The organism is Proteus hauseri (assembly GCF_040139125.1).
Lineage (GTDB): Bacteria > Pseudomonadota > Gammaproteobacteria > Enterobacterales > Enterobacteriaceae > Proteus > Proteus hauseri_B.
This window is the reverse complement of the sequence record NZ_JBEEUB010000012.1, coordinates 1-20,651: the sequence shown is the minus strand read 5'-3', so window position 1 is coordinate 20,651 and position 20,651 is coordinate 1. Positions and strand designations below refer to the sequence as shown.

Sequence of the window (20,651 nt, the reverse complement as noted above, 5' to 3'; positions counted from 1 at the left end):
TAAAGTCTGCTCAAACAAATATTAAAAACGTTTCATTACTGTAAATCTAAAATCACGTCCGACACCAGAAACCGACTCGCCTAAATAAGGGTAATAATCTTGATTAAATAAGTTAGCTACGGTAAAGCGTACTTCGGTATTATTAATAAAAGAGGGTTCCCAATTAGCAAATAAACCATGAACAGAATAACCCTTGCTTTTTGGTAGTGACCAATAAACCGCATCAGGATCACTATCCATTGGTGAACGACGTTGAGCGCCAATAAAGTCACCAGTCCATCCCATATTTACATTAATTTGCGGCACCTTTACCCCAATGGTGGCATGTAAAGCATCTGGCTGAATTTCAGCAATCCAAGTTTTTTGACCAAACCATGGATCACGAGGTGATTGATCTCGCGTTCCCTTCATTGTGGAATAAGCTAAACGCCCAAATAGATTTGAGCTATCGTAAAACGCTTCAATTTCCATTCCTTGAATATGATAACCCGGCAAATTACGGTAGTTACCAATAGATGGTGGACAGCTTCCATTATTGCCCTGCGTTTTATTACTTTCACAATAGACACCACGGCGACGGAATATTTCATCTTTACCATGACTATCAAATAGAGTGGCTCTCAATTGTACTTGGTCTTGTTGCTGAAAAACATTGTCAAAATCGGCTATCGCACCAATACGAAATGCGCGTATTGTCTCTTTATCTAAATGACGGCTTGTTCCCGTTAGACTCGAAATACTTGACTGAACTTCATATTGCTCATCAATAAGCGGCGCTCGCCATGTATAAGTCAGATCACTAAAGAAGCGGATATTTTGATTCATTTTCCATAACAAACCTAAATGCGGTGTTGCGCCACGATAAGTGACATCAGAATAGTCATGACCAAAATAAGGGTTAGGATCTTGATAAACAGTAGCACGACTTCCCTTTCCTTGGTTCTTTACAATATCGTAGCGAACACCAGGGGTTATCGTTAAATTTTGATAACTAATAGAATCTTGTAAATAGAAACTGGTGGTGGTTTGCGTTCCTTCCGGCATATAAGGCGGCGCATAATAACCATAGTTGTAATTTGGATTTTTGGCTTTATCGCGAGTAAACATTAAAACATCACGATCATTTCGGTGCCAACGAGTGCCAATCATTACCTGATGCTCAAATGCACCATGCATAAGTGTGCTTTCGTTTTTAATTTCAATTTGATGATTTTTATAGTCAACCCAGCTTTGGTTTCCCATGCTGCCACTAAAATATGAACTAGCGGTTTCAGGGCGGCTATCATTCTGTTTGGTTTTTGAATAACCGTAAGTCAGCGTTAAATTAATTAAATCAGAATCAACTGGCTGAATATTCCACTTCACACTGAAAGTGTCATCTTTTTGGTCACGATAAACTAATTTGCGTTTCATCGCGGCATCAAAACCATATTTATCCACATCACCTTGGCTTGGTTTCGCTAATTCATCACGCTTAGCAGCCCAAGGAGTCCAACCATCACTCTCTGATCTTGACGCTGATAATGTTAATATTTGAGCATCCGTTAAATAGAGATTTGTTTTAATTAAAAATGAATCTTGATCAGATTGAGAATAACCAAATTTAGTGCCATCAGGACGTCTTAAATCATCACTTTCACGACGATTAAAATAGAATAATCCATCCGCCTTTCCATCTGGTAATTTTCCATATACCGCCCCACTATAACGATTTTGTTTATCATTAGTGTGATGACCATATTTTAAAAACATGCCTACATTTTGATCAGGTAACAGTAAATCATCAGGATCTTTAGTTTCAATTCTAACCGAACCACCAAAGCCCCCATTTCCTTGAGTAATATTATGAGGTCCTTTATCAACATCGAGACGACGTATTAATTCGGGATCAATAAATATCGAGCCTTGTCGATATTTTTCAAACGTTTTAGGTGTTCCATCCAATGTAATTTTAATATCTTCAGGATTACCCATTCCCCAAATATTTAACGTTTGTCCACCGGGTCTTGGTGAACCTGATGAGGAAATACCGGGTAACTTATCAACTAATTCCGCAATATTATTAGGTTGTATTCTATTGATATCTTTAAGTGTAAGAACAGTACTTCCAGCATCAACGCTTGAGTTTAATTCTCCACCAACATAGATAGGCTCAATAACAATTTTCTCGCGCTGTTCTGTTTGAGTTTGTATTACTGATGTAGAAGAAATCGTTTTTTCTGGTGCTACATTTTCAGCAGCATAGCTATTTAATGAAGTCAGCGATGTTAATAATAATGCAATGGCTGATGATGAAAATGAAAATACCCCAATCCCCTGATGATAGACAGGTTTCTTTGCTGATAAACAGATCATAATAAAAGTATCTTTTGTATGGTTATAAGTCTAATAAATAGTTAGAAAATCAAGTAACGATGCAAATATGATAATGATAATAATTATCATTATCTACTTTTATTGACGGGTTGAATTAATTCAGCAAACTACACTGCAATAATAAAATCATTAAAATTATATTTCAGCCAAAGAGATATTTACATTCAATTAAACCGATTCCATTAGAAATCATAAGGAAATAAAATATCTACGTGATGCTTATCACTTCCTCTTTTTAAATAAAACCTACATGACTCGCACAGAACTATCTGATAATGCTGTGCCTACATTTACCTTTAATGGCTTGTTTATTCGGCTATCTAACTCTTTACTCAAGTAATTTTCTGCACCTACTGCGATTTCAATTATGAAACTAATAAAAATCATAAAAATAAAGATATTCAATTAGATGAAAATCAGTTAAAAATAAAAACAATGAGTATTAGGTTAATATTCAAACTTTAGAGCACAAGGAAGCGTCATGACTATCTATGACCTAAAACCTAAATTCCAAACACTGCTACGCCCTTACGTTATAAAACTTTTTCAAAAAGGGATCTCCGCCAATCAGGTCACTCTTTTTGCTCTGTTTTTATCTGTTGCAACGGGTGGCTTATTATTGCTTTATCCCGCTCCTCGACTCTTTTTGTTACTCCCTTTTATCCTCTTTTTTCGTATGGCTCTTAATGCCATTGATGGCATGCTTGCACGAGAACACAATCAAAAAAGTGCATTAGGTGCCATATTAAATGAAGCCAGCGATGTTATTTCTGATATCGCCCTTTACCTCCCTTTTGTTCTTATTTTTCCACAGGCTTTTTGGTGGATAATTCTGGCTCTTTTTTTAATGATAATGACAGAATTTATTGGCGTACTTGCACAAACTATTTATGCGACTCGACGTTATGACGGACCTATGGGTAAAAGTGATAGGGCATTTGTTTTTGGTACAATCGCCTTTTTTATTGCCCTGTTTCCCTCACTGGCATTATCAGAAAATACCCTCTACCTCTTTATTATTATCAATTTATTACTCTTGTTGACCTGTTATCACCGCATTCATCGTGCATTAAAAGAAGCACTGTTGACAGGTAAAGATAAGGATACATCGTTATGAATCAACAATTACAATATCAAACACAAAGGAATATGGTTGAGTCTGAATTTACCACCAGCGATAAAACGCCCCTTTTCTATCGCTATTGGCCCACTCAAATTACCACTGAAAATAAAGCGATTATTTTATTCCATCGCGGTCATGAACACTCAGGGCGTGTTGCTCACCTTGTTGATGAACTTGACCTACCCGACTTTTCAATGTTTGCATGGGATGCTCGTGGACATGGTAAAAATGAGGGGGCAAGAGGATATAGCCCATCAATGGGCACATCGATAAAAGATATAGATGAGTTTGTTCGTTATGTATCAACCAACTATAATATTCCACTAGAGAATATTATAGTTGTTGGTCAGAGTGTAGGTGCGGTATTAGTGACGGGTTGGGTTCATGATTATGCCCCTAAAATCCGAGGTATGATTTTGGCGTCTCCGGCATTTAAAGTAAAACTCTATGTACCTTTTGCTCGTACTGGTCTTGCTTTGATGCAAAAGATCCGTGGTCTTTTCTATGTGAACTCTTATGTAAAAGCCAAGTATCTGACTCATGATCAAAGTCGCATTGACTCATTTAATCAAGATCCTCTTATTACTCGTGCTATTGCGGTTAATATCTTATTAGAGCTTTATAAAACAGCTGACCGAGTTGTAGAAGACGCTAGCGCAATTACGCTCCCCACACAGCTATTTATTTCGGGTAATGACCATGTTGTACATGCAAAACCACAACATCTTTTTTATCAACGATTAAATACGCCAATTAAAGAAAAACATGTTTTGCCAGGCTTTTACCATGACACTTTAGGTGAAAAAGAGCGCGTTATTGCGATAGATAAAATGCGCGATTTTATTGAAACACTGTTTTCTCAACCTGTTTATCAGCATGATTATAGTCAAGAAGATAAATGGAGCCACAGTGCTGATGTTTATCGCTCTTTGCTTACTCCACTACCTAAATATTGCCCCAAACGACTTTATTATAAGATCCTTAGCCACTCAATGAAGACTTTAGGTAAAGCATCTGAAGGTGTTGCACTCGGTTATGATAAAGGCTTTGATTCAGGTTCAACCCTTGATTACGTCTATCGTAATCATCCTCAAGGTAAAGGCTTATTTGGTCGTGTTATCGATAAACAATATTTAAATAGTATTGGTTGGCAAGGCATTCGTCAGCGAAAAATTAATATCGAAAATACTATTCGCTTTGCCATTCGACAATTAACACAAAATAATATGCCTGTTCATATTATGGATATTGCTGCAGGACAAGGTCGCTATTTATTTGATGCTATTAATGATTATGGCAAAGTAGACTCTATTTTAATGCGAGATTATAGCTCGATTAATGTTGAGCAAGGGCATATCGCAATTAAAGAACGACATTTAGAAGATAAAGTTCATTTTGAACAAGGAAATGCCTTTGATGCGGAAAGCCTTAGTGCTGTTTCACCTTCTCCAACCTTAGGTATCGTCAGTGGGCTTTATGAATTATTTCCTGACAATCAACTCCTCAAAGCCTCGCTAAAAGGGTTATCTCAAGCCATTCCTTCAGGTGGTTTACTTATTTATACTTGCCAACCTTGGCATCCACAACTTGAAATGATTGCTCGCGTATTACCAAGCCACCAAGATGGACAACCTTGGATTATGCGTTGTCGAAGCCAAGGGGAAATGGATGCATTGGTTGATGATGCTGGTTTTGAAAAGCTTGATCAAAGTATTGATCATTGGGGTATTTTTAGCGTATCCATTGCAAAACGTCGCTAATTTACACGGTTTATACCGAATGAAACGTAAATAAATCAATCAATAATATCGCTATATGGCTATCATATGGCGATATTATTTACTAAATAGAGAAAGGAATTTTATGATGAGTGGATACGCTCATACTCCTACATCATCAAATAAAAAATGGATCTGGCTCGCAGGTATTTTGTGGCTGCTTTTTCTTGCGCCTTTTTTCTATTTAACTTATATGCAAGTCAACACTTATACTTCTACTTTATCTGATGTTCCTTCTTTTGTTTATTCATGGGAACAGGCTATTCCTTTCTTACCGTGGACCATTATTCCCTATTGGAGTGTTAATCTAGGTTATGGTATTTCACTGTTTATCTGTACGACATTAAGAGAACAGTTTATTCATGGATTGCGTTTAATTGTTGCCTCTGTTATTGCTTGTGCTGGTTTTTTATTATTTCCTTTAAAATTTAGTTTTACTCGCCCTATAACAGAAGGTTTTTCTGGTTGGTTATTTACCCAGCTTGAAGGGTTTGATTTACCTTATAACCAAGCGCCTTCCCTGCATATTATTTTGTTGTGGATAATCTGGCTACGCTTTCGCGCACATACACCACAATCATGGCGCTGGGTACTAAACCTGTGGTCGCTATTAATTGCTGTTTCTGTACTGACGACTTGGCAACATCATTTTATCGATATTATTACTGGGTTTGCTGTTGGTCTGCTTGTCTGTTATCTATTACCAATAAAAACACGTTGGCAATGGCGATACACAGGAAGTAAACGCAGTTTACGTATTGCCAAAAACTATGCATTATCTGCAACTCTGTTCTATTTATTGGCGTTTGTATTACAAGGTTTCTTCTGTTTTTTTCTCTGGCCTGCAATCACATTAACATTTGTGACATTAGGTTATTTAGGCGCTGGTGCTTCTATTTTCCAAAAAACGCCACAAGGTGATATCTCACTTTCAGCACAAATAATCCTATTACCTTATCGTTTTTTTGCTTGGTGCACTTATCGCTATTATTTAAAGCGGTGCCAAACACCTAGCCAAGTTACTGACAATATTCTATTAGGTGGTCGTCCGCTTTATCATTTAAATGCACATGCTGTTTTTGATTTAACGTGTGAGTGGCCAAGAAATAAATTTAGTCAAAAACAGTATTATTTGGCTCAACCTCAAATCGATTTGTTGCCTTTATCACCAAATGACATTAACAACGCGATGCAAGCAATGGAAAAACTTAACCAACAAGGTACGGTTTATATTCATTGCAAATTAGGCTATTCAAGAAGTGCGACTGTTGTCGTCGCGTGGCTAGTTTATAGTGGTAAAGCTCAAGATTTAGCAGAAGCATTACAACAAGTTTATGCAGCTCGACCTCAAGTTATTTTAAATCCAGAAACACGAGAGGCACTACAAATTTGGTATTCACATTTTCAGCAAGATAAATAACGAGACAGCCATGCTCACAACCAAAACTAGCGGTAAAGTGATTGTATCTTTAACACAAAGTTGGCGTTATTTACTGTTTTTATCACTTTTACCTTATTTAAGTACATTGCCTGTGTTTAACCTTCATTTTCATAATAAACTGGCTTTCTTTGTTGCTTCCCTTTTATTTTTATTTACCCAGTATCACCTTTTTCGTTTATGGCTTGATAGTCATTTTTTTCAAGCACTTTATCGCTATCAAGACGATGCTAGCTTTGATGAAAGCCTCTCTACGCTATTTCCTAAACGCCCTAAAAAACAGACTATGGAAACCCGCTGGCTGGGAACTAAGCGTCTATTCTCTTTTGCAGTAATTGGGGTTTCGATGCAATGGATATGGAGTTTAGCGATCCTCTTTTTTACTCTTTTTAGTTACTAAAGGACGCTGTCTAAACATTTATTTATTATGTAAAAACAGTATGTTATAACAATAAAACACAACAACTTATATCAGAATAATTGAATCCATCTATCAAGGTAATTCTTTCCGCAAAAAAATAACTCGTGCTACTATCATTCACCTTATTAAATATTAGCCTTGAATATTATGGAAAGAACAGCACCGCAAACCTCTCTCAGTAAGGGGCTTATCCTTTTAATGGCAGTTGCCACAGGTATGGTTGTTGCCAGTAACTACTATGCACAGCCACTTCTCGACTCTATTGCAACTTATTTTAATATTTCAGCCACTATGACTGGATTTATTGTTACAACCGCTCAACTAAGCTATGCCATTGGGTTGATGTTATTAGTTCCTCTTGGCGATATTTTTGAACGTCGCTCACTCATTATTACGATGACATTGATTTCTGCCAGTGGTCTATTGATCACCGCAATGGCTTCTAATATCTGGATAATGCTGCTTGGCACGGCATTGTCAGGTATGTTTTCGGTTGTAGCTCAGATACTCGTTCCTTTTGCGGCAACGCTTGCTGCACCTCATCAAAGAGGAAAAGCGGTAGGAACTATTATGAGTGGTTTATTGCTGGGTATTTTACTCGCAAGAACAGTTTCAGGATTAATGGCATCCATTACTAATTGGCAAGGTATTTTCTGGGTTGCGAGTCTATTTTTGGCTATATTGGCTATCACCTTATGGCGTTGTTTACCCACCTATAAAAGCCAAACAGAACTCAATTACTTTCAGCTATTAGGCTCTATTTTTAAACTTTTTGTCACCACACCAGTATTAAGAACACGTTCATTAATTGGTGCGCTTATTTTTGCTCACTTTGGTTTATTGTGGACATCAATGGCGTTTCTATTGTCGTCAGATCCCTTTAATTATTCAGATGCTGTCATTGGATTATTTGGTCTTATTGGTGCCGCTGGTGCATTAATGGCAGGTAAAGCGGGCGTATGGGTTGATAAAGGAAAAGGAAAAACCACGACAACCGCCGGATTAATCATCCTATTTATTTCTTGGGGATTTATTATTGTTGCGCCTTATTTTCACTGGATTGGTGTCATTAGCTTTATTATTGGCGTTATTCTGCTAGATTTAGCAGTTCAAGGTGTTCATGTTACCAATCAAAGTACTATTTATCGTATTTTACCAGAGGCAAGAAACCGCTTAACCGCTGCCTATATGACAAGCTACTTTATTGGTGGTGCTTTAGGGTCGTTATTATCAGGATATGCTTATCATCAATATGGATGGATTGGTGTTTCTATTGCAGGTTTAGTCATCGGCATCTTAGGACTTCTTGCATGGTTACTAGGTTATAAAAATGATCCAATTATTCAGGCTGAATAATTATTCTTACCAAGGATGGGTTATTTTATTCCTCGAATTCCTCGCCACTCAGAATAAAACATGAATGTTTTAACTCCGTGATTACTATTGATGTATATCATCAATTCATTCTTTATTAAGAAAATTATATCAATCTTGCCAATAAACTATTAAAAATATAGTTTCAAAATGGTAATATCAACAAGAAAATAATTACCCAAAGCAATAAATTTATTACGTGTATTGTCGTAAAAAACGATCCATTCTTTCGCAAATAGACTATTATTCATTGTCGGATAAGTGATAAATTGATTTTGTTAACTTATTGCAAAGAGATAAGCACCGATCCATTTTTTTGTGTTATCATTCATAAAATTTATGAATCAGGTAGCATAATCAAAAAAATAGAGTGCCTATAAATAATAAAAATTGCTAAATTGTGTGTTTAATATACCATTTAACATGTTGATAACAGCAGTTATCCTAATTTTCGAAACTAACAAGGTGTCTAAAAATGGAAAGCTCATTTACGCCAACAGAAGAATTACTAAACACTCGCGCTACACAACAGAAATCGCTTAACAAGGATATTCCTTATCAAGAAATTTTGTTAACCCGTCTTTCTATGCACGTACAAAGCAAACTTCTTGAAAGTCGTAATAATATGTTGAAGTCTCAAGGTATTAACGAGACGCTATTTATGGCACTAATGATTTTAGATACAACAGAAAACCGCAGCATACAGCCTTCTGAGCTTAGTGCAGCATTAGGTTCTTCAAGAACTAATGCCACTCGTATCGCGGATGAGCTAGAAAAACAAGGTTGGATAGAACGTCGAGAAAGCCACAATGACCGCCGTTGTTTACATCTTCATCTTACCGACGCGGGCGAAGAGTTTTTAAATAGCTTGTTACCACCACAGCATCAGTGTCTGAAAAAAATCTGGTCAGTTCTTGACTTTCATGAACAAAAAGAACTAGAAACACTAATGCGTAAACTGTTGTTACAACTTGATACCTTAGCTGAAAAAGGCTGTGAATAAGCAACGGAATAAATAGTTTTATTGATCTAATCCTATTTACGCCATAAATCGGCAAACATACTTACTCATTAGCCATTATAATCTGCTCCTCACGCTAATAATTATTCTAAGATTAACCTTATACCTATGTTTCCAGTATCAATACTGGAAACATATCTGATGATGTTTTTCTGGTTTCTATGGAGATCTTCTAAATGAGTGTTAATGAGGAAAATATCCCCCCTCAGGCTCCCATTCGCAATAAAAAACGAACTCGCCGAAACGTTTTATTGCTACTTACCTTTTTGTTTCTTATTGCAGGGGCGGCTTATACAGCTTATTGGTTTACCGTATTAAGACATCATGAAACTACCGATAACGCTTATGTTACTGGCAATCAAATTATGGTTATGCCACAAATTTCAGGTTCAGTGACAACAGTTTTTGTTGATAATACTGATTATGTAAAAGCGGGTGAACCACTAGTACAATTAGATCCTCGTGATGAAGAACTCGCATTAGAAAAAGCGAAAACGGCGTTAGCAAATAGTGTTCGCCAAATGCATCAGCAGATAATTAATGGCCGTCAATTAAAAGCCAATATTGTGTTACGTGAAACTGAACTCACAAAATTACAAAATGATCTACGACGCCGAGAAGTATTAGGTGAGCGCAATGTTATTGGCAAAGAAGAACTTCAACATGCCAGAGAAGCAGTAACGACCGCAAGAGCAGCATTAGAGGTTGCTAAAGAGCAATATAATGCAAATCAGGCAATTATTTTAAATACCCCAATTGCAAAACAACCCCCTGTTTTACAAGCAGCAACAGATGTACGTAACGCATGGATGGCATTAGAAAGAACCAAAATTCTTAGTCCCGCAGATGGTTATATCTCACGTCGTAGTGTACAAGTTGGCGCACAAGTCGCTCCTGGAAAACCATTAATGGCCGTTGTTCCAGCAACAGGGATGTGGATTGATGCCAACTTTAAAGAGACTCAACTTGCCAACATGCGTATTGGACAACCAGCTAAAATCACGACTGATTTTTATGGTAAAAAAGTTATTTATCACGGTACTGTGCTTGGTTTAGATATGGGAACTGGCAGCGCATTCTCTTTATTACCCGCACAAAATGCAAGTGGTAACTGGATAAAAGTAGTACAACGTCTACCTGTTCGTATTGCACTTGATGAAAAAGAAGTTACAGATAAACCATTGCGTATTGGTCTTTCTACAGAAGTGACCGTTGATACCATAAACCTTGATGGCAAAGTTCTATCGCAAAGTGAACGCCAAGCCCCTGCTTATCATACTGACGCTCTTACTATTGATATGTCAGAGATAAATAAACTGATCAATAAAATCATTGAACAAAATGCAGGATAATAAAGGCGAGGTGTAAAGGTGATTAAAGGGCCATTACAAGGAGGGAAACTTGCCATAATGACCATCGCATTAGCGCTGGCAACCTTTATGCAAGTTCTCGATTCTACTATCGCAAACGTAGCAATACCCACTATTGCAGGAAACCTTGGAGCCTCGAATTCACAAGGAACTTGGGTTATTACCTCATTTGGTGTTGCCAATGCCATCTCTATTCCCATTACCGGATGGCTTGCAAAACGTATAGGCGAAGTTCGGCTATTTATGTGGTCAACTGCACTTTTTGCATTAACATCTTGGCTGTGTGGTATTTCACAAAGTCTTGAAATGCTTATCTTCTTTCGTGTACTTCAAGGTTTAGTTGCAGGACCACTTATCCCGTTATCACAAAGCTTGTTATTAAATAACTATCCGCCAGCAAAACGTAATATGGCGTTAGCTTTATGGTCAGTGACTATCGTTGTCGCCCCTATTCTTGGTCCTATTTTGGGTGGATATATTAGTGATAACTATCATTGGGGATGGATTTTCTTTATTAACGTTCCTTTTGGCATTTTGATAATTATGTGTATATCAAATACGTTAGAAGGACGAGAAACGAAAACAGAAATCAAGCCCATCGATACCATTGGCTTAGTGCTATTGGTTGTCGGTATTGGTGCATTGCAGATAATGCTTGATCAAGGTAAAGAGCTCGATTGGTTTAATTCAACGGAGATAATCGTACTTACTGTTGTTGCCGTTATTGCTTTAAGTTTCTTAATCGTTTGGGAATTAACGGATGACCACCCTGTTATCGACCTCTCATTATTTAAAAGTCGAAATTTTACCATTGGGTGTGTAACGCTAAGTCTCGCTTATATGATTTACTTTGGAACGATTGTTTTACTTCCCTTGCTTTTACAAGAAGTCTTTGGTTATACCGCAACTTGGGCTGGACTTGCTTCTGCATCGGTAGGATTACTTCCTCTGATTATCACACCACTGATTGGTAAATTTGGTGGCAAAGTAGACCTGCGCTATATCATCAGTTTTAGCTTTGTTATGTTTGCTATTTGCTTTTACTGGCGAGCTTATACTTTCGAACCAGGAATGGATTTTGCCACCGTGGCATGGCCTCAGTTTTGGCAAGGTTTAGCGGTTGCATGTTTCTTTATGCCATTAACGACTATGACATTATCTGGATTACCACCAGAAAAAATGGCTTCGGCATCTAGTTTATCGAACTTTTTAAGAACGTTGGCGGGCGCTATTGGTGCGTCATTAACCACAACGATTTGGACACAAAGAGAATCACTGCACCATGAAACCTTTGTAGAAAAAATAAATCCTTTTGATCCTGATTCACAAATGGTTTATCAGCAAATGAGCGAATTAGGTCTTTCTAATGAACAAACGTCTGCTTATATTGCCAAAACTATTACAGAACAAGGGCTTATTCTTTCAGCTAATGAGATTTTTTGGCTAGCCGCAGGTATCTTCCTTATCATGATGGTTGTTGTTTGGTTTGCTAGACCACCATTCTCACCAGGAAAATAATTTTTACACTAATACCAGTAAAAATCATCTATTACTGATAGCAAAAACCCCGTTTAAAACGGGGTTTTTTTATTCATAACTTAATGTGATAAGTTGCGATTAATTTTGGTGCTGACGCCACCATTCCGCTAATAACACACCTGAAGCAACAGAAACATTCAGGCTTTCAACGTGTCCTGTACCACCGATGTAGATACTCATATCACCTTGGTTTAAAGTGCTTTCACTTAAACCATCTTTCTCTTGACCTAAAATCAATACCATTTTTGCAGGTAACTGAGCTTTAGCTAATGGCACACTGCCTTTATGGCTAGAGGTCGTTACTAATGTATAGCCGGCTTTTCTGAATTGATCTAAAGTTTGAATAAAGTTATCAGCATCAATACCTTGAATATATTCCGCACCACCTTCAGCAGTACGAACAGCAGCACCAGACTCTAATACGGCTGAATCAGGTGAGATAACTCCTTTCACACCGAAATGAGCGCAACTACGCATAATAGCACCCACGTTATGTGGATTACCGACATCTTCAAGTGCAAGAACACAATCTTGTGCTGGTGCATCTTTCAAATACGTTTCAGCATCATGACCAGCACGTTTTTTGATAAGGAAGCAGACACCACCATGATGGTCAGTACGAGCTGCTTTTACCATCTCTTCTTCTTCAACAACGTGATAGGCTTTGCGGTTAGCAGCCATCCATTTTAGTGCATCACGAAAACGTGGCGTTACATCTTGTAAAAACCATGCACGAACAATAGCATCGGGACGATTTTTGAACATTGCCTGACAAGCATTTTCCCCATAAATACGGGTTTCTTCTAAACGCTGGCGACGTAGTTGTTCAGGGTCAATTTGGCTTTTCCCTGTAATACCGTCGTGATCTTTGATGCTCTCTTCGCCAGGACGAGAAATCGTTCTCCAAGGTGAGAAGCTACCACCTTCATCATCACGAGCTGGTTTGGTCTCATTACGTGATGTACCACGTCCAGAAGGCTTACCTGCGCCACGGTCATCACGACGAGAAAATTTGTTATCACCACGTCTATTATCGCGATTTTTATCATCGCGGTTATCACCACGTCTGTTATCACGATTTTTGTCGTCACGGTTATCACCGCGTTTGTTATCACGGCTATCACCACGACCATTTTCTGGGCGACGGGATGGTTTTTTCGGTTTATTATCGGCATCGTCTTCACTACGGACATACATTACTTTTACTTTGCCGTTTTTACCTTGATAGGAATCGTTCATTTGTCTCTCCAACTGCAATAGGGGCGCAGATTACCTGATAGTTTAGCAACTGTCACCGAGAGAATCACGCAGAGTAAGAGATAAACCTATATCAAAAAACACTCTCTGTAAAAATAAGATTAAATTTAACTTTTCTTCAATAAAAAACCACTTGCATATCAACATTTAAGGATGTTTTTTATAACGGTTCTCAACAGAACGATAAAGTGCATCCATTATCAATGTTTTTCTAGCGTCATGATTAAATGCGGCTTGGTCTATATCACTCTTACTTAGAAAAATTTTTCCGGTATTTTGTAATACGGTTTCTATTGTAGATGTTAAATCGGTTACTTTTTCATTATTTAATTTTTTCAATTCATTTTGTAAACTATCAATGTAATTAAGTGCAAAAAGACCACATCCATTAGGCGCGTTTTTTTGTAAATTATCGGCTATATTAAAGGAATTAAATCCTTTTTCCTCTAGTCTGGTTAATAATTTATTGCGGTCATCATTTTCTCTCTTGGTTGATGATAATGAATCACATAAAAAACAACTATCTTTATAAGTAAACAATGCAACCCAATGGTTGTTATTTACTAAAATTACGTGATTTTTTAACTCATCTGACTTTTTAGTATTTTCTATTTTATCAAGTATGGTTTCATATCCACCGATATCACATTGATAGGGTTTAAATGAAATCCAAGATGCTAATTCTGATGAGGATATATAACGGTCACTACTACTTACGCTTTCAGTACTATTAGCCAATACAGCATAATTACATTTCATATTTAAATAGTTATCAATCGCTGAGATAAAGGTGTTATTCCCTGCGCCTTGCTGTGTGGCTATTTCAGATCCACATGCCATTGCACTTAAAAGAGGTCGCTCTTTAAAGTACTCTTTATCATCTTTTATTTTTATTGTATAAAGTGATTTAATAAATTCTTTAATATCTATTTTTACCGAATCATGTAACTCTGAATAGAGTAAATAAAGTTGGTTAGTTGCACATAAACTTATGTTTAAATCCTTATGAAACATAATGTTTATTAAATATTCCAGATCCTTTAAGCTTCCTTTCTTTATTGAGTCAGCGAGTTCATTTATTTGAGCCTCAGCAATGTTAAAATCATAATCAAACTCATCATTATTAACATCATAAAATTGTATATTAAAGATATCAAAAAGCGATTTGATTTCATTAGCTTTAATATTTTGTCTATTATCTATAAAAGAGATTGGTGTTATATTCATAAGTCACCATAATTTATTAAATAATAATAATCCTATTACTGCCATATAAATTAACTTTCATAAAAAAAACAACTGATAGTAGACTTTTTATTATCATGGTAATATTTACTTCTTTATTTATGATTTTTGGTCTATCTGTTATGCGTGACAATGCAGTATCTCGACTTCGTCAATATCGATTATCTATTTCGACCCGCCCTTTTAAAGCTAGAGGTTTTCGTGTAATACGTTGCGCTTACTGCTTATTACCTGAAAAACTGTGCTTATGTGAAACAATTGTCGCTCAAACCGCAAAAAGTCGTTTCTGTTTAATGATGTATGATACTGAGGTAATGAAACCCAGTAATACCGGAAAACTAATTGCAGATATATTACCTGATACGCAGGCTTTTTTATGGTCACGTACTAATCCTGAAAAAGCGCTTCTAGATCTAATTAACGATCCGCAACGCCAAGCTTATGTGGTTTTTCCTGAAAGTTACGCACCAAGTGGTCGTGTGGTTTATAACCAAGTACCAGAAAATAGCAAACCCCCCCTCTTTATTATGCTTGATGGTACATGGGCCGAAGCAAGAAAGATGTTTCGTAAAAGCCCCTATCTAGATTCATTACCTCTATTTTCTATCAATGAAGCGACTAAATGCGAGTACGTACTTCGCCAAGCCGCTAGAGAAGACCAACACTGTACTGCCGAGGTTGCCGCTTCTATTTTAGAAAGCATGAATGACACTCAAGCAGCACAACAGCTGTTTTCTCACTTTTCCTACTTTCGCCAGCAATATTTACTTGGAAAACCCGACAGACACCCAGCAAAAGAAGAACAAATCAGCTACATTGAATAAATGATGATTACAAAGTTCAGGAGTTGATATGAGCCAACGAGGTCTTGAAGCACTATTACGCCCGAAATCAATCGCTGTTATTGGTGCCTCTGAAAAAATAGGCAGAGCAGGTACAACCATGATGAAAAACCTGCTCAGTGGTGGATTCAATGGCCCCGTGTTTCCAGTTAATCCCTCTCGTCGCTCAGTTTCAGGTGTGTTTACTTATCCTGAAATAAGCCAATTACCACAAATTCCTGATTTGGCAATTATTTGTACTCATCATCATCGAAACCTTGAACTACTTGAACAGTTGGGTAAATCGGGCTGTAAAGCGGTGATTGTACTTTCTGCACAACCCGAACAATTTCAGCCAATGAAATTGATTTGTCAGCAATACCATATTCGCTTACTTGGTCCTAATAGCCTGGGATTATTAGCGCCTTGGCAAGGATTAAACGCGAGTTTTTCTCCACTTCCGGTTAAAAAAGGGAAATTGGCTTTTATTTCACAATCGGCAGCCGTAGCCAATACTATTTTAGATTGGGCATATTATCGCAATATCGGGTTTTCTTATTTTATCGCACTGGGTGATAACCAAGATATTCAAGTTGATGATCTGCTCGACTTTCTCGCAAGAGATAGCAAAACCAGTGCCATATTATTACATTTAGAACATATTCATGACGCAAGACGCTTTATGTCGGCATCTCGTAGTGCTTCACGTAATAAACCTATTTTGGTTATTAAAAGCGGACGAACTCAAAAAGCACAGTTCTTATTAGGCGATACTCCAAGTTACGATGTGGCTTACGACGCCGCTTTTCAACGCGCTGGATTACTACGCGTTCAAGATACTCACGAAATGTTTTCAGCGGTCGAAACACTCAGTTATATGACCCCGTTAAAAGGGGAAAGAGTGATGATTATTAGTAATGGCTCTGCCCCTGCGGCAATGGCGGTTGATGAACTATTCTTACACTCAGGCAAACTTGCTCAACTTTCTGAAGAAACACAGCTGCAATTACAAAAAGTAGTACTAGAAAAAAATACTCTACGTAATCCTCTAAATTTGGGCGATGATACAACAGTCGATCGCTATATTGCCGCACTTAACTGTTTACTAGATAGTCATGATCATGACGCGTTACTATTAATTCATACGCCTAGTGCAATAGCACCAAGTATTGAAACCGCACAAAAGGTTATCGATACTATCGCAAAGCACCCTAGAAGAAAGTGGTTAACCATTTTTACTAACTGGGGTGGTGAATACTCCTCTCAACAATCACGTAAGTTGTTTAGTGAAGCGGGCATTCCTACTTATCGTACCCCTGAAGGTGCAGTAACCGCATTTATGCATATGGTGGAATATCGCCGAAATCAGAAACAGCTTAAAGAGACCCCCGCATTACCTTTAGATGTCAAAATGAATACTCAACAAGCACATCGCTGCATTGAAGAGGCTCTAGAGCAAAAACAGTATCGATTAGATACACATCAAGTACAACCCATTATGGAAGCCTATGGTTTTAATACATTACCCACATGGATTGCCCATAATGCACAAGAAGCTGTTAATATTGCTGAAAAAATTGGTTATCCCGTTGCCTTAAAATTACGCTCTCCTGACATTCCTCATAAATCAGAAGTGCAAGGGGTAATGCTCTATTTAAGAGATAAAACAGAAGTTGAATCTGCTGCTCACGCGATTATTGAGCGGGTAAGTGAACACTATCCTCAAGCTCAAATCCAAGGCTTATTAGTGCAAAGTATGGCAAACCGAGCGGGTTCTCAAGAGTTGCGTGTCGCTATTGAGCAAGATCCTATATTTGGTCCTCTTATTTTATTAGGTGAAGGCGGCGTTGAGTGGCAAATAGAAACCAAAGCAGCTGTGGCATTACCACCACTCAATATGGCACTTGCGCGATATCTGGTTATTAATGCGATTAAGAGTGGAAAAATACAGCCTAGAAGCGCCTTACAACCTTTAAATATTTTGAGTTTAAGTCATTTTTTAGTTCAAGTTTCACATCTATTATTGGATTGCCCTCAAATTATGCGACTAGATATTCATCCGCTATTAGTTTCTGGCAATGATTTTACATTATTAGATGTCGCAATGGAGTTAGCACCATTAAGTGGCGATCCTCATCAACGGTTATCCATTCGCCCTTACCCTAATGAACTAGAAGAGACTTTTTTATTAAGAGATAACACTCCTTGTTTTATTCGCCCAATTTTGCCTGAAGATGAGCCTTTATTAAAAATTTTTATCAATCAAGTCACAAAAGAAGATCTTTATTACCGTTATTTTAGTGAAATAAGTGAGTTTACTCATGACGACCTCGCAAATATGACGCAAATTGATTATGACCGTGAAATGGCGTTTGTCGCAATAAGAAGCTCAAATAACCAACCAGAGATCATTGGTGTAGCTCGCGCAATGGCAGATCCTGATAATCAACAAGCCGAATTTGCTATATTGGTGCGTTCAGATCTAAAAGGAAATACTCTCGGTCATCAACTTATGACTAAACTTATTAACTATACTAGAGAACACGGTATTAAACGTTTAACGGCGATTACTATGCCTGAAAACCGAAATATGATCAGTCTAGCGAAAAAACTAGGCTTTAGCGTTGAAGTACAGTTTGATGAAGGAATTGTTAATCTTGACTTACTTCTTGAACCACCAAAAGCGACCTAATATTATTATCATCAACTAAAGTTTCGATATGTGATAGTTCACGTATCCTTTGATAAATTAGCAAGATATGATGATTTTATGCGTACATCCCATATAACTAATGTTATGATCAGCAGATTGGTTTAAGAAAATTTAACTACGGACGGTGGCTCCATCTGCCATCATAAACAAGAGAAATAAGCACTGTGATGTTGTCTAAATTAAAACTTGCAAAGCATCAACAACACCTTGCACAACTGCCTAAATTAGCTCAGTCAGTTGCTGATGTTGAAACGCTTTATCAAACGTCCGCGTTTCGCAGCACCTTATTGAAATATATTGCTCAAGCAGAGAAAGAGATCTTTATCACTGCTCTTTATTTAGAACATGATGAAGCTGGTGAAGAGATCCTTGCTGCACTTTATGCTGCAAAACAACAACGACCTGAACTGTCTATTACTGTTATTGTTGACTGGCATCGAGCACAACGTGGACGTATTGGTGTCTCTTCAGATGCCACAAATGCAGATTGGTATTACCATGTTGCTCAACAACACCCTGATGTAGAAGTTCCTATTTATGGTATTCCTGTTAATACACGAGAAGCGTTAGGCGTATTGCACCTAAAAGGCTTTATTTTCGACGATACTGTTATTTATAGTGGTGCAAGTATCAATAATGTCTACTTGCATAAACTCGATAAATATCGTTATGACAGATATCACATTATTCATAATGCTGAACTTGCGGCAACAATGAAGCAATTTGTTATCGCTGATTTATTACAGTCAGATGCAATTCAGCGACTCGATATTAAAGATAGAGTGCGCTGTGCTGAGATTAAAAATTATATACGCCAACTTCGTTTTAATCTGCGCACACGCGATGGCTATGATATTAAAGGCAATGCCTCTAACAGTGAATTAGCTGTAACACCATTGATGGGTTTAGGTAAGAAAAACCTGCTAAATAAGACTATTTCTCACCTTATGGCTGTTACTGAAGAAAAATTAGTTATTTGTACACCTTATTTTAATTTACCAGCCATTATTGTTCGCCAAATTAGTAACTTATTAAGAAATGGTAAACAAGTAGAAATTATTATTGGTGATAAAACAGCAAATGATTTTTATATTCCACCAGAAGAACCATTTAAAATTATTGGTGCATTACCTTACCTCTATGAAATGAATCTGCGTAAATTTACTTCGCGTTTTCAACGATTTGTAGATAATGACCAATTAACAGTACGCCTTTGGAAAGATAGCGACAATACCTATCACTTAAAAGGTATATGGGTTGATGATACATGGCAATTAATTACAGGTAATAACCTCAATCCTCGTGCATGGGGATTAGATTTAGAAAATGCTGTATTAATTCATGATCCAAACCATGAATTACATGAACAGCGCCAAAAAGAATTAACCTGTATTCGTGAACATACTGTTATTATTAAACATTATCAGGATCTAGAGAGTATTAAACTTTATCCACTTAAAGTGAAAAAATTAATTAAGCGTCTACGTCGTATTCGTGTAGATAGACTAATTAGTCGTATTCTTTAATTTTTAATCTCGCTGGTTCTCATCCTAAACCTTACTTTTTAGTAAGGTTTTTTTATTTTTATCTATTCTCTTCTATACTTAATAAATTCATCTATAACCCTTTATTATTAGTAAAAAGACTTTTAATTTTTATGAAACTAAAGCTTAACTCTTATTATCTGGTTATCTTATTTTCGATCACTCTTTTAACCGGTTGCCAATCATTTCATTTTGCTAATGATAATTGGCGAGGAAAAGATAAAGCTCAACATTTTTTATTTTCAATGGCGGCATCAGCAGGAGCAAATGCTTATGCTGATCATCAAAATTATGGGCATAGGGAGGGACTCTTATTAGGACTGAGTTTTTCAATAGCATTAGGTGCAGCAAAAGAGTTATATGATAGTCGACCTGAAGGTACTGGTTGGAGTTGGCACGATTTTGCTTATGATGTTGCAGGTGCAGCCGCGGGTTCACTACTTTATCAACAATTGAAGTAATAGACTGAAAAATAGATACAAAATGATAATGTTTGTTTTATTAATTCATTAATCAGACCAAATTCCAAACGCAAAAAAGCCAACCCAGTGGGTTGGCTTTCTCGTCTTATTTAATGCCTGGCAGTTCCCTACTCTCACATGGGGAGACCCCACACTACCATCGGCGCTAC

Annotated in this window: 15 protein-coding genes; 12 read left to right on the top strand and 3 right to left on the bottom strand. The window is 37.2% G+C overall.

From position 1 onward, the window contains the following. Positions 1–21: 21 nt before the first annotated feature. Positions 22–2,355 carry a TonB-dependent hemoglobin/transferrin/lactoferrin family receptor gene (locus tag ABN099_RS16820; protein ID WP_349465465.1) on the bottom strand — a complete coding sequence of 778 codons (2,334 nt, stop codon included), beginning with the start codon at positions 2,353–2,355 and terminating at the stop codon, positions 22–24. A 502-nt stretch (positions 2,356–2,857) separates the two neighbouring features. Between ABN099_RS16820 and ABN099_RS16815 the strand changes: the two genes are divergently transcribed. From ABN099_RS16815 to emrB, 8 genes are all read left to right on the top strand, one after another. After that, complete coding sequence (locus ABN099_RS16815) at positions 2,858–3,493, top strand: CDP-alcohol phosphatidyltransferase family protein (protein ID WP_349465463.1); 636 nt, start codon at positions 2,858–2,860, stop codon at positions 3,491–3,493. Next, the gene (locus ABN099_RS16810) at positions 3,490–5,259 is read left to right on the top strand and encodes a bifunctional alpha/beta hydrolase/class I SAM-dependent methyltransferase (protein WP_349465461.1); all 1,770 of its coding nucleotides are present in this window, start codon (positions 3,490–3,492) and stop codon (positions 5,257–5,259) included. Before ABN099_RS16815 ends, ABN099_RS16810 begins: the two co-directional genes overlap by 4 nt. A 106-nt stretch (positions 5,260–5,365) precedes the next feature. Continuing rightward, positions 5,366–6,697 carry a phosphatase PAP2/dual specificity phosphatase family protein gene (locus tag ABN099_RS16805; protein WP_432807520.1) on the top strand — a complete coding sequence of 444 codons (1,332 nt, stop codon included), beginning with the start codon at positions 5,366–5,368 and terminating at the stop codon, positions 6,695–6,697. 10 nt (positions 6,698–6,707) lie between these two features. Then, entirely contained in the window at positions 6,708–7,115 is a 408-nt protein-coding gene (locus ABN099_RS16800) for a hypothetical protein (RefSeq protein WP_349465457.1), read from the top strand. A gap of 168 nt (positions 7,116–7,283) precedes the next feature. Beyond that, the gene (locus ABN099_RS16795) at positions 7,284–8,492 is read left to right on the top strand and encodes an MFS transporter (RefSeq protein ID WP_349465455.1); all 1,209 of its coding nucleotides are present in this window, start codon (positions 7,284–7,286) and stop codon (positions 8,490–8,492) included. A 493-nt stretch (positions 8,493–8,985) separates the two neighbouring features. Further along, complete coding sequence (gene mprA / locus ABN099_RS16790) at positions 8,986–9,513, top strand: transcriptional repressor MprA (RefSeq protein WP_349465453.1); 528 nt, start codon at positions 8,986–8,988, stop codon at positions 9,511–9,513. A gap of 194 nt (positions 9,514–9,707) precedes the next feature. After that, positions 9,708–10,883, top strand: a complete 1,176-nt coding sequence (gene emrA / locus ABN099_RS16785; protein WP_349465451.1) for a multidrug efflux MFS transporter periplasmic adaptor subunit EmrA — start codon at positions 9,708–9,710, stop codon at positions 10,881–10,883. A 57-nt stretch (positions 10,884–10,940) separates the two neighbouring features. Continuing rightward, the gene (gene emrB, locus ABN099_RS16780) at positions 10,941–12,419 is read left to right on the top strand and encodes a multidrug efflux MFS transporter permease subunit EmrB (RefSeq protein ID WP_432807519.1); all 1,479 of its coding nucleotides are present in this window, start codon (positions 10,941–10,943) and stop codon (positions 12,417–12,419) included. 99 nt (positions 12,420–12,518) lie between these two features. Here the strand turns inward: emrB and ABN099_RS16775 are convergent, their stop codons facing one another. After that, positions 12,519–13,679: a tRNA/rRNA methyltransferase gene (locus tag ABN099_RS16775; RefSeq protein WP_349465447.1), complete on the bottom strand. Its 1,161-nt coding sequence runs from the start codon at positions 13,677–13,679 to the stop codon at positions 12,519–12,521. A gap of 165 nt (positions 13,680–13,844) precedes the next feature. After that, positions 13,845–14,924: a hypothetical protein gene (locus tag ABN099_RS16770; RefSeq protein WP_349465445.1), complete on the bottom strand. Its 1,080-nt coding sequence runs from the start codon at positions 14,922–14,924 to the stop codon at positions 13,845–13,847. Between the two features lie 140 nt (positions 14,925–15,064). On the opposite strand from ABN099_RS16770, the gene ABN099_RS16765 reads away from it, so the two are divergent. The 4 genes from ABN099_RS16765 to ABN099_RS16750 all read left to right on the top strand — a co-directional run bounded on the left by ABN099_RS16765 (position 15,065) and on the right by ABN099_RS16750 (position 20,481). Then, positions 15,065–15,766 (top strand): tRNA-uridine aminocarboxypropyltransferase, encoded by a 702-nt coding sequence (locus ABN099_RS16765; protein ID WP_349465443.1) that lies wholly within the window; start codon positions 15,065–15,067, stop codon positions 15,764–15,766. A gap of 28 nt (positions 15,767–15,794) precedes the next feature. Next, positions 15,795–18,455, top strand: a complete 2,661-nt coding sequence (locus ABN099_RS16760; protein ID WP_349465441.1) for a bifunctional acetate--CoA ligase family protein/GNAT family N-acetyltransferase — start codon at positions 15,795–15,797, stop codon at positions 18,453–18,455. Positions 18,456–18,643: 188 nt separating this feature from the next. Continuing rightward, the gene (gene pssA / locus ABN099_RS16755) at positions 18,644–20,002 is read left to right on the top strand and encodes a CDP-diacylglycerol--serine O-phosphatidyltransferase (protein ID WP_349465645.1); all 1,359 of its coding nucleotides are present in this window, start codon (positions 18,644–18,646) and stop codon (positions 20,000–20,002) included. Positions 20,003–20,133: 131 nt separating this feature from the next. After that, positions 20,134–20,481: a YfiM family lipoprotein gene (locus ABN099_RS16750; RefSeq protein WP_349465439.1), complete on the top strand. Its 348-nt coding sequence runs from the start codon at positions 20,134–20,136 to the stop codon at positions 20,479–20,481. Positions 20,482–20,651 lie beyond the last annotated feature (170 nt).

Excerpts from the sequence above, each read along its gene's own strand:
- ABN099_RS16820 (WP_349465465.1), bottom strand. The coding sequence starts at position 2,355 with ATGATCTGTTTATCAGCAAAGAAACCTGTCTATCATCAGGGGATTGGG.
- ABN099_RS16815 (WP_349465463.1), top strand. The coding sequence starts at position 2,858 with ATGACTATCTATGACCTAAAACCTAAATTCCAAACACTGCTACGCCCT.
- ABN099_RS16810 (WP_349465461.1), top strand. The coding sequence starts at position 3,490 with ATGAATCAACAATTACAATATCAAACACAAAGGAATATGGTTGAGTCT.
- ABN099_RS16805 (WP_432807520.1), top strand. The coding sequence starts at position 5,366 with ATGAGTGGATACGCTCATACTCCTACATCATCAAATAAAAAATGGATC.
- ABN099_RS16800 (WP_349465457.1), top strand. The coding sequence starts at position 6,708 with ATGCTCACAACCAAAACTAGCGGTAAAGTGATTGTATCTTTAACACAA.
- ABN099_RS16795 (WP_349465455.1), top strand. The coding sequence starts at position 7,284 with ATGGAAAGAACAGCACCGCAAACCTCTCTCAGTAAGGGGCTTATCCTT.
- mprA (WP_349465453.1), top strand. The coding sequence starts at position 8,986 with ATGGAAAGCTCATTTACGCCAACAGAAGAATTACTAAACACTCGCGCT.
- emrA (WP_349465451.1), top strand. The coding sequence starts at position 9,708 with ATGAGTGTTAATGAGGAAAATATCCCCCCTCAGGCTCCCATTCGCAAT.
- emrB (WP_432807519.1), top strand. The coding sequence starts at position 10,941 with ATGACCATCGCATTAGCGCTGGCAACCTTTATGCAAGTTCTCGATTCT.
- ABN099_RS16775 (WP_349465447.1), bottom strand. The coding sequence starts at position 13,679 with ATGAACGATTCCTATCAAGGTAAAAACGGCAAAGTAAAAGTAATGTAT.
- ABN099_RS16770 (WP_349465445.1), bottom strand. The coding sequence starts at position 14,924 with ATGAATATAACACCAATCTCTTTTATAGATAATAGACAAAATATTAAA.
- ABN099_RS16765 (WP_349465443.1), top strand. The coding sequence starts at position 15,065 with ATGCGTGACAATGCAGTATCTCGACTTCGTCAATATCGATTATCTATT.
- ABN099_RS16760 (WP_349465441.1), top strand. The coding sequence starts at position 15,795 with ATGAGCCAACGAGGTCTTGAAGCACTATTACGCCCGAAATCAATCGCT.
- pssA (WP_349465645.1), top strand. The coding sequence starts at position 18,644 with ATGTTGTCTAAATTAAAACTTGCAAAGCATCAACAACACCTTGCACAA.
- ABN099_RS16750 (WP_349465439.1), top strand. The coding sequence starts at position 20,134 with ATGAAACTAAAGCTTAACTCTTATTATCTGGTTATCTTATTTTCGATC.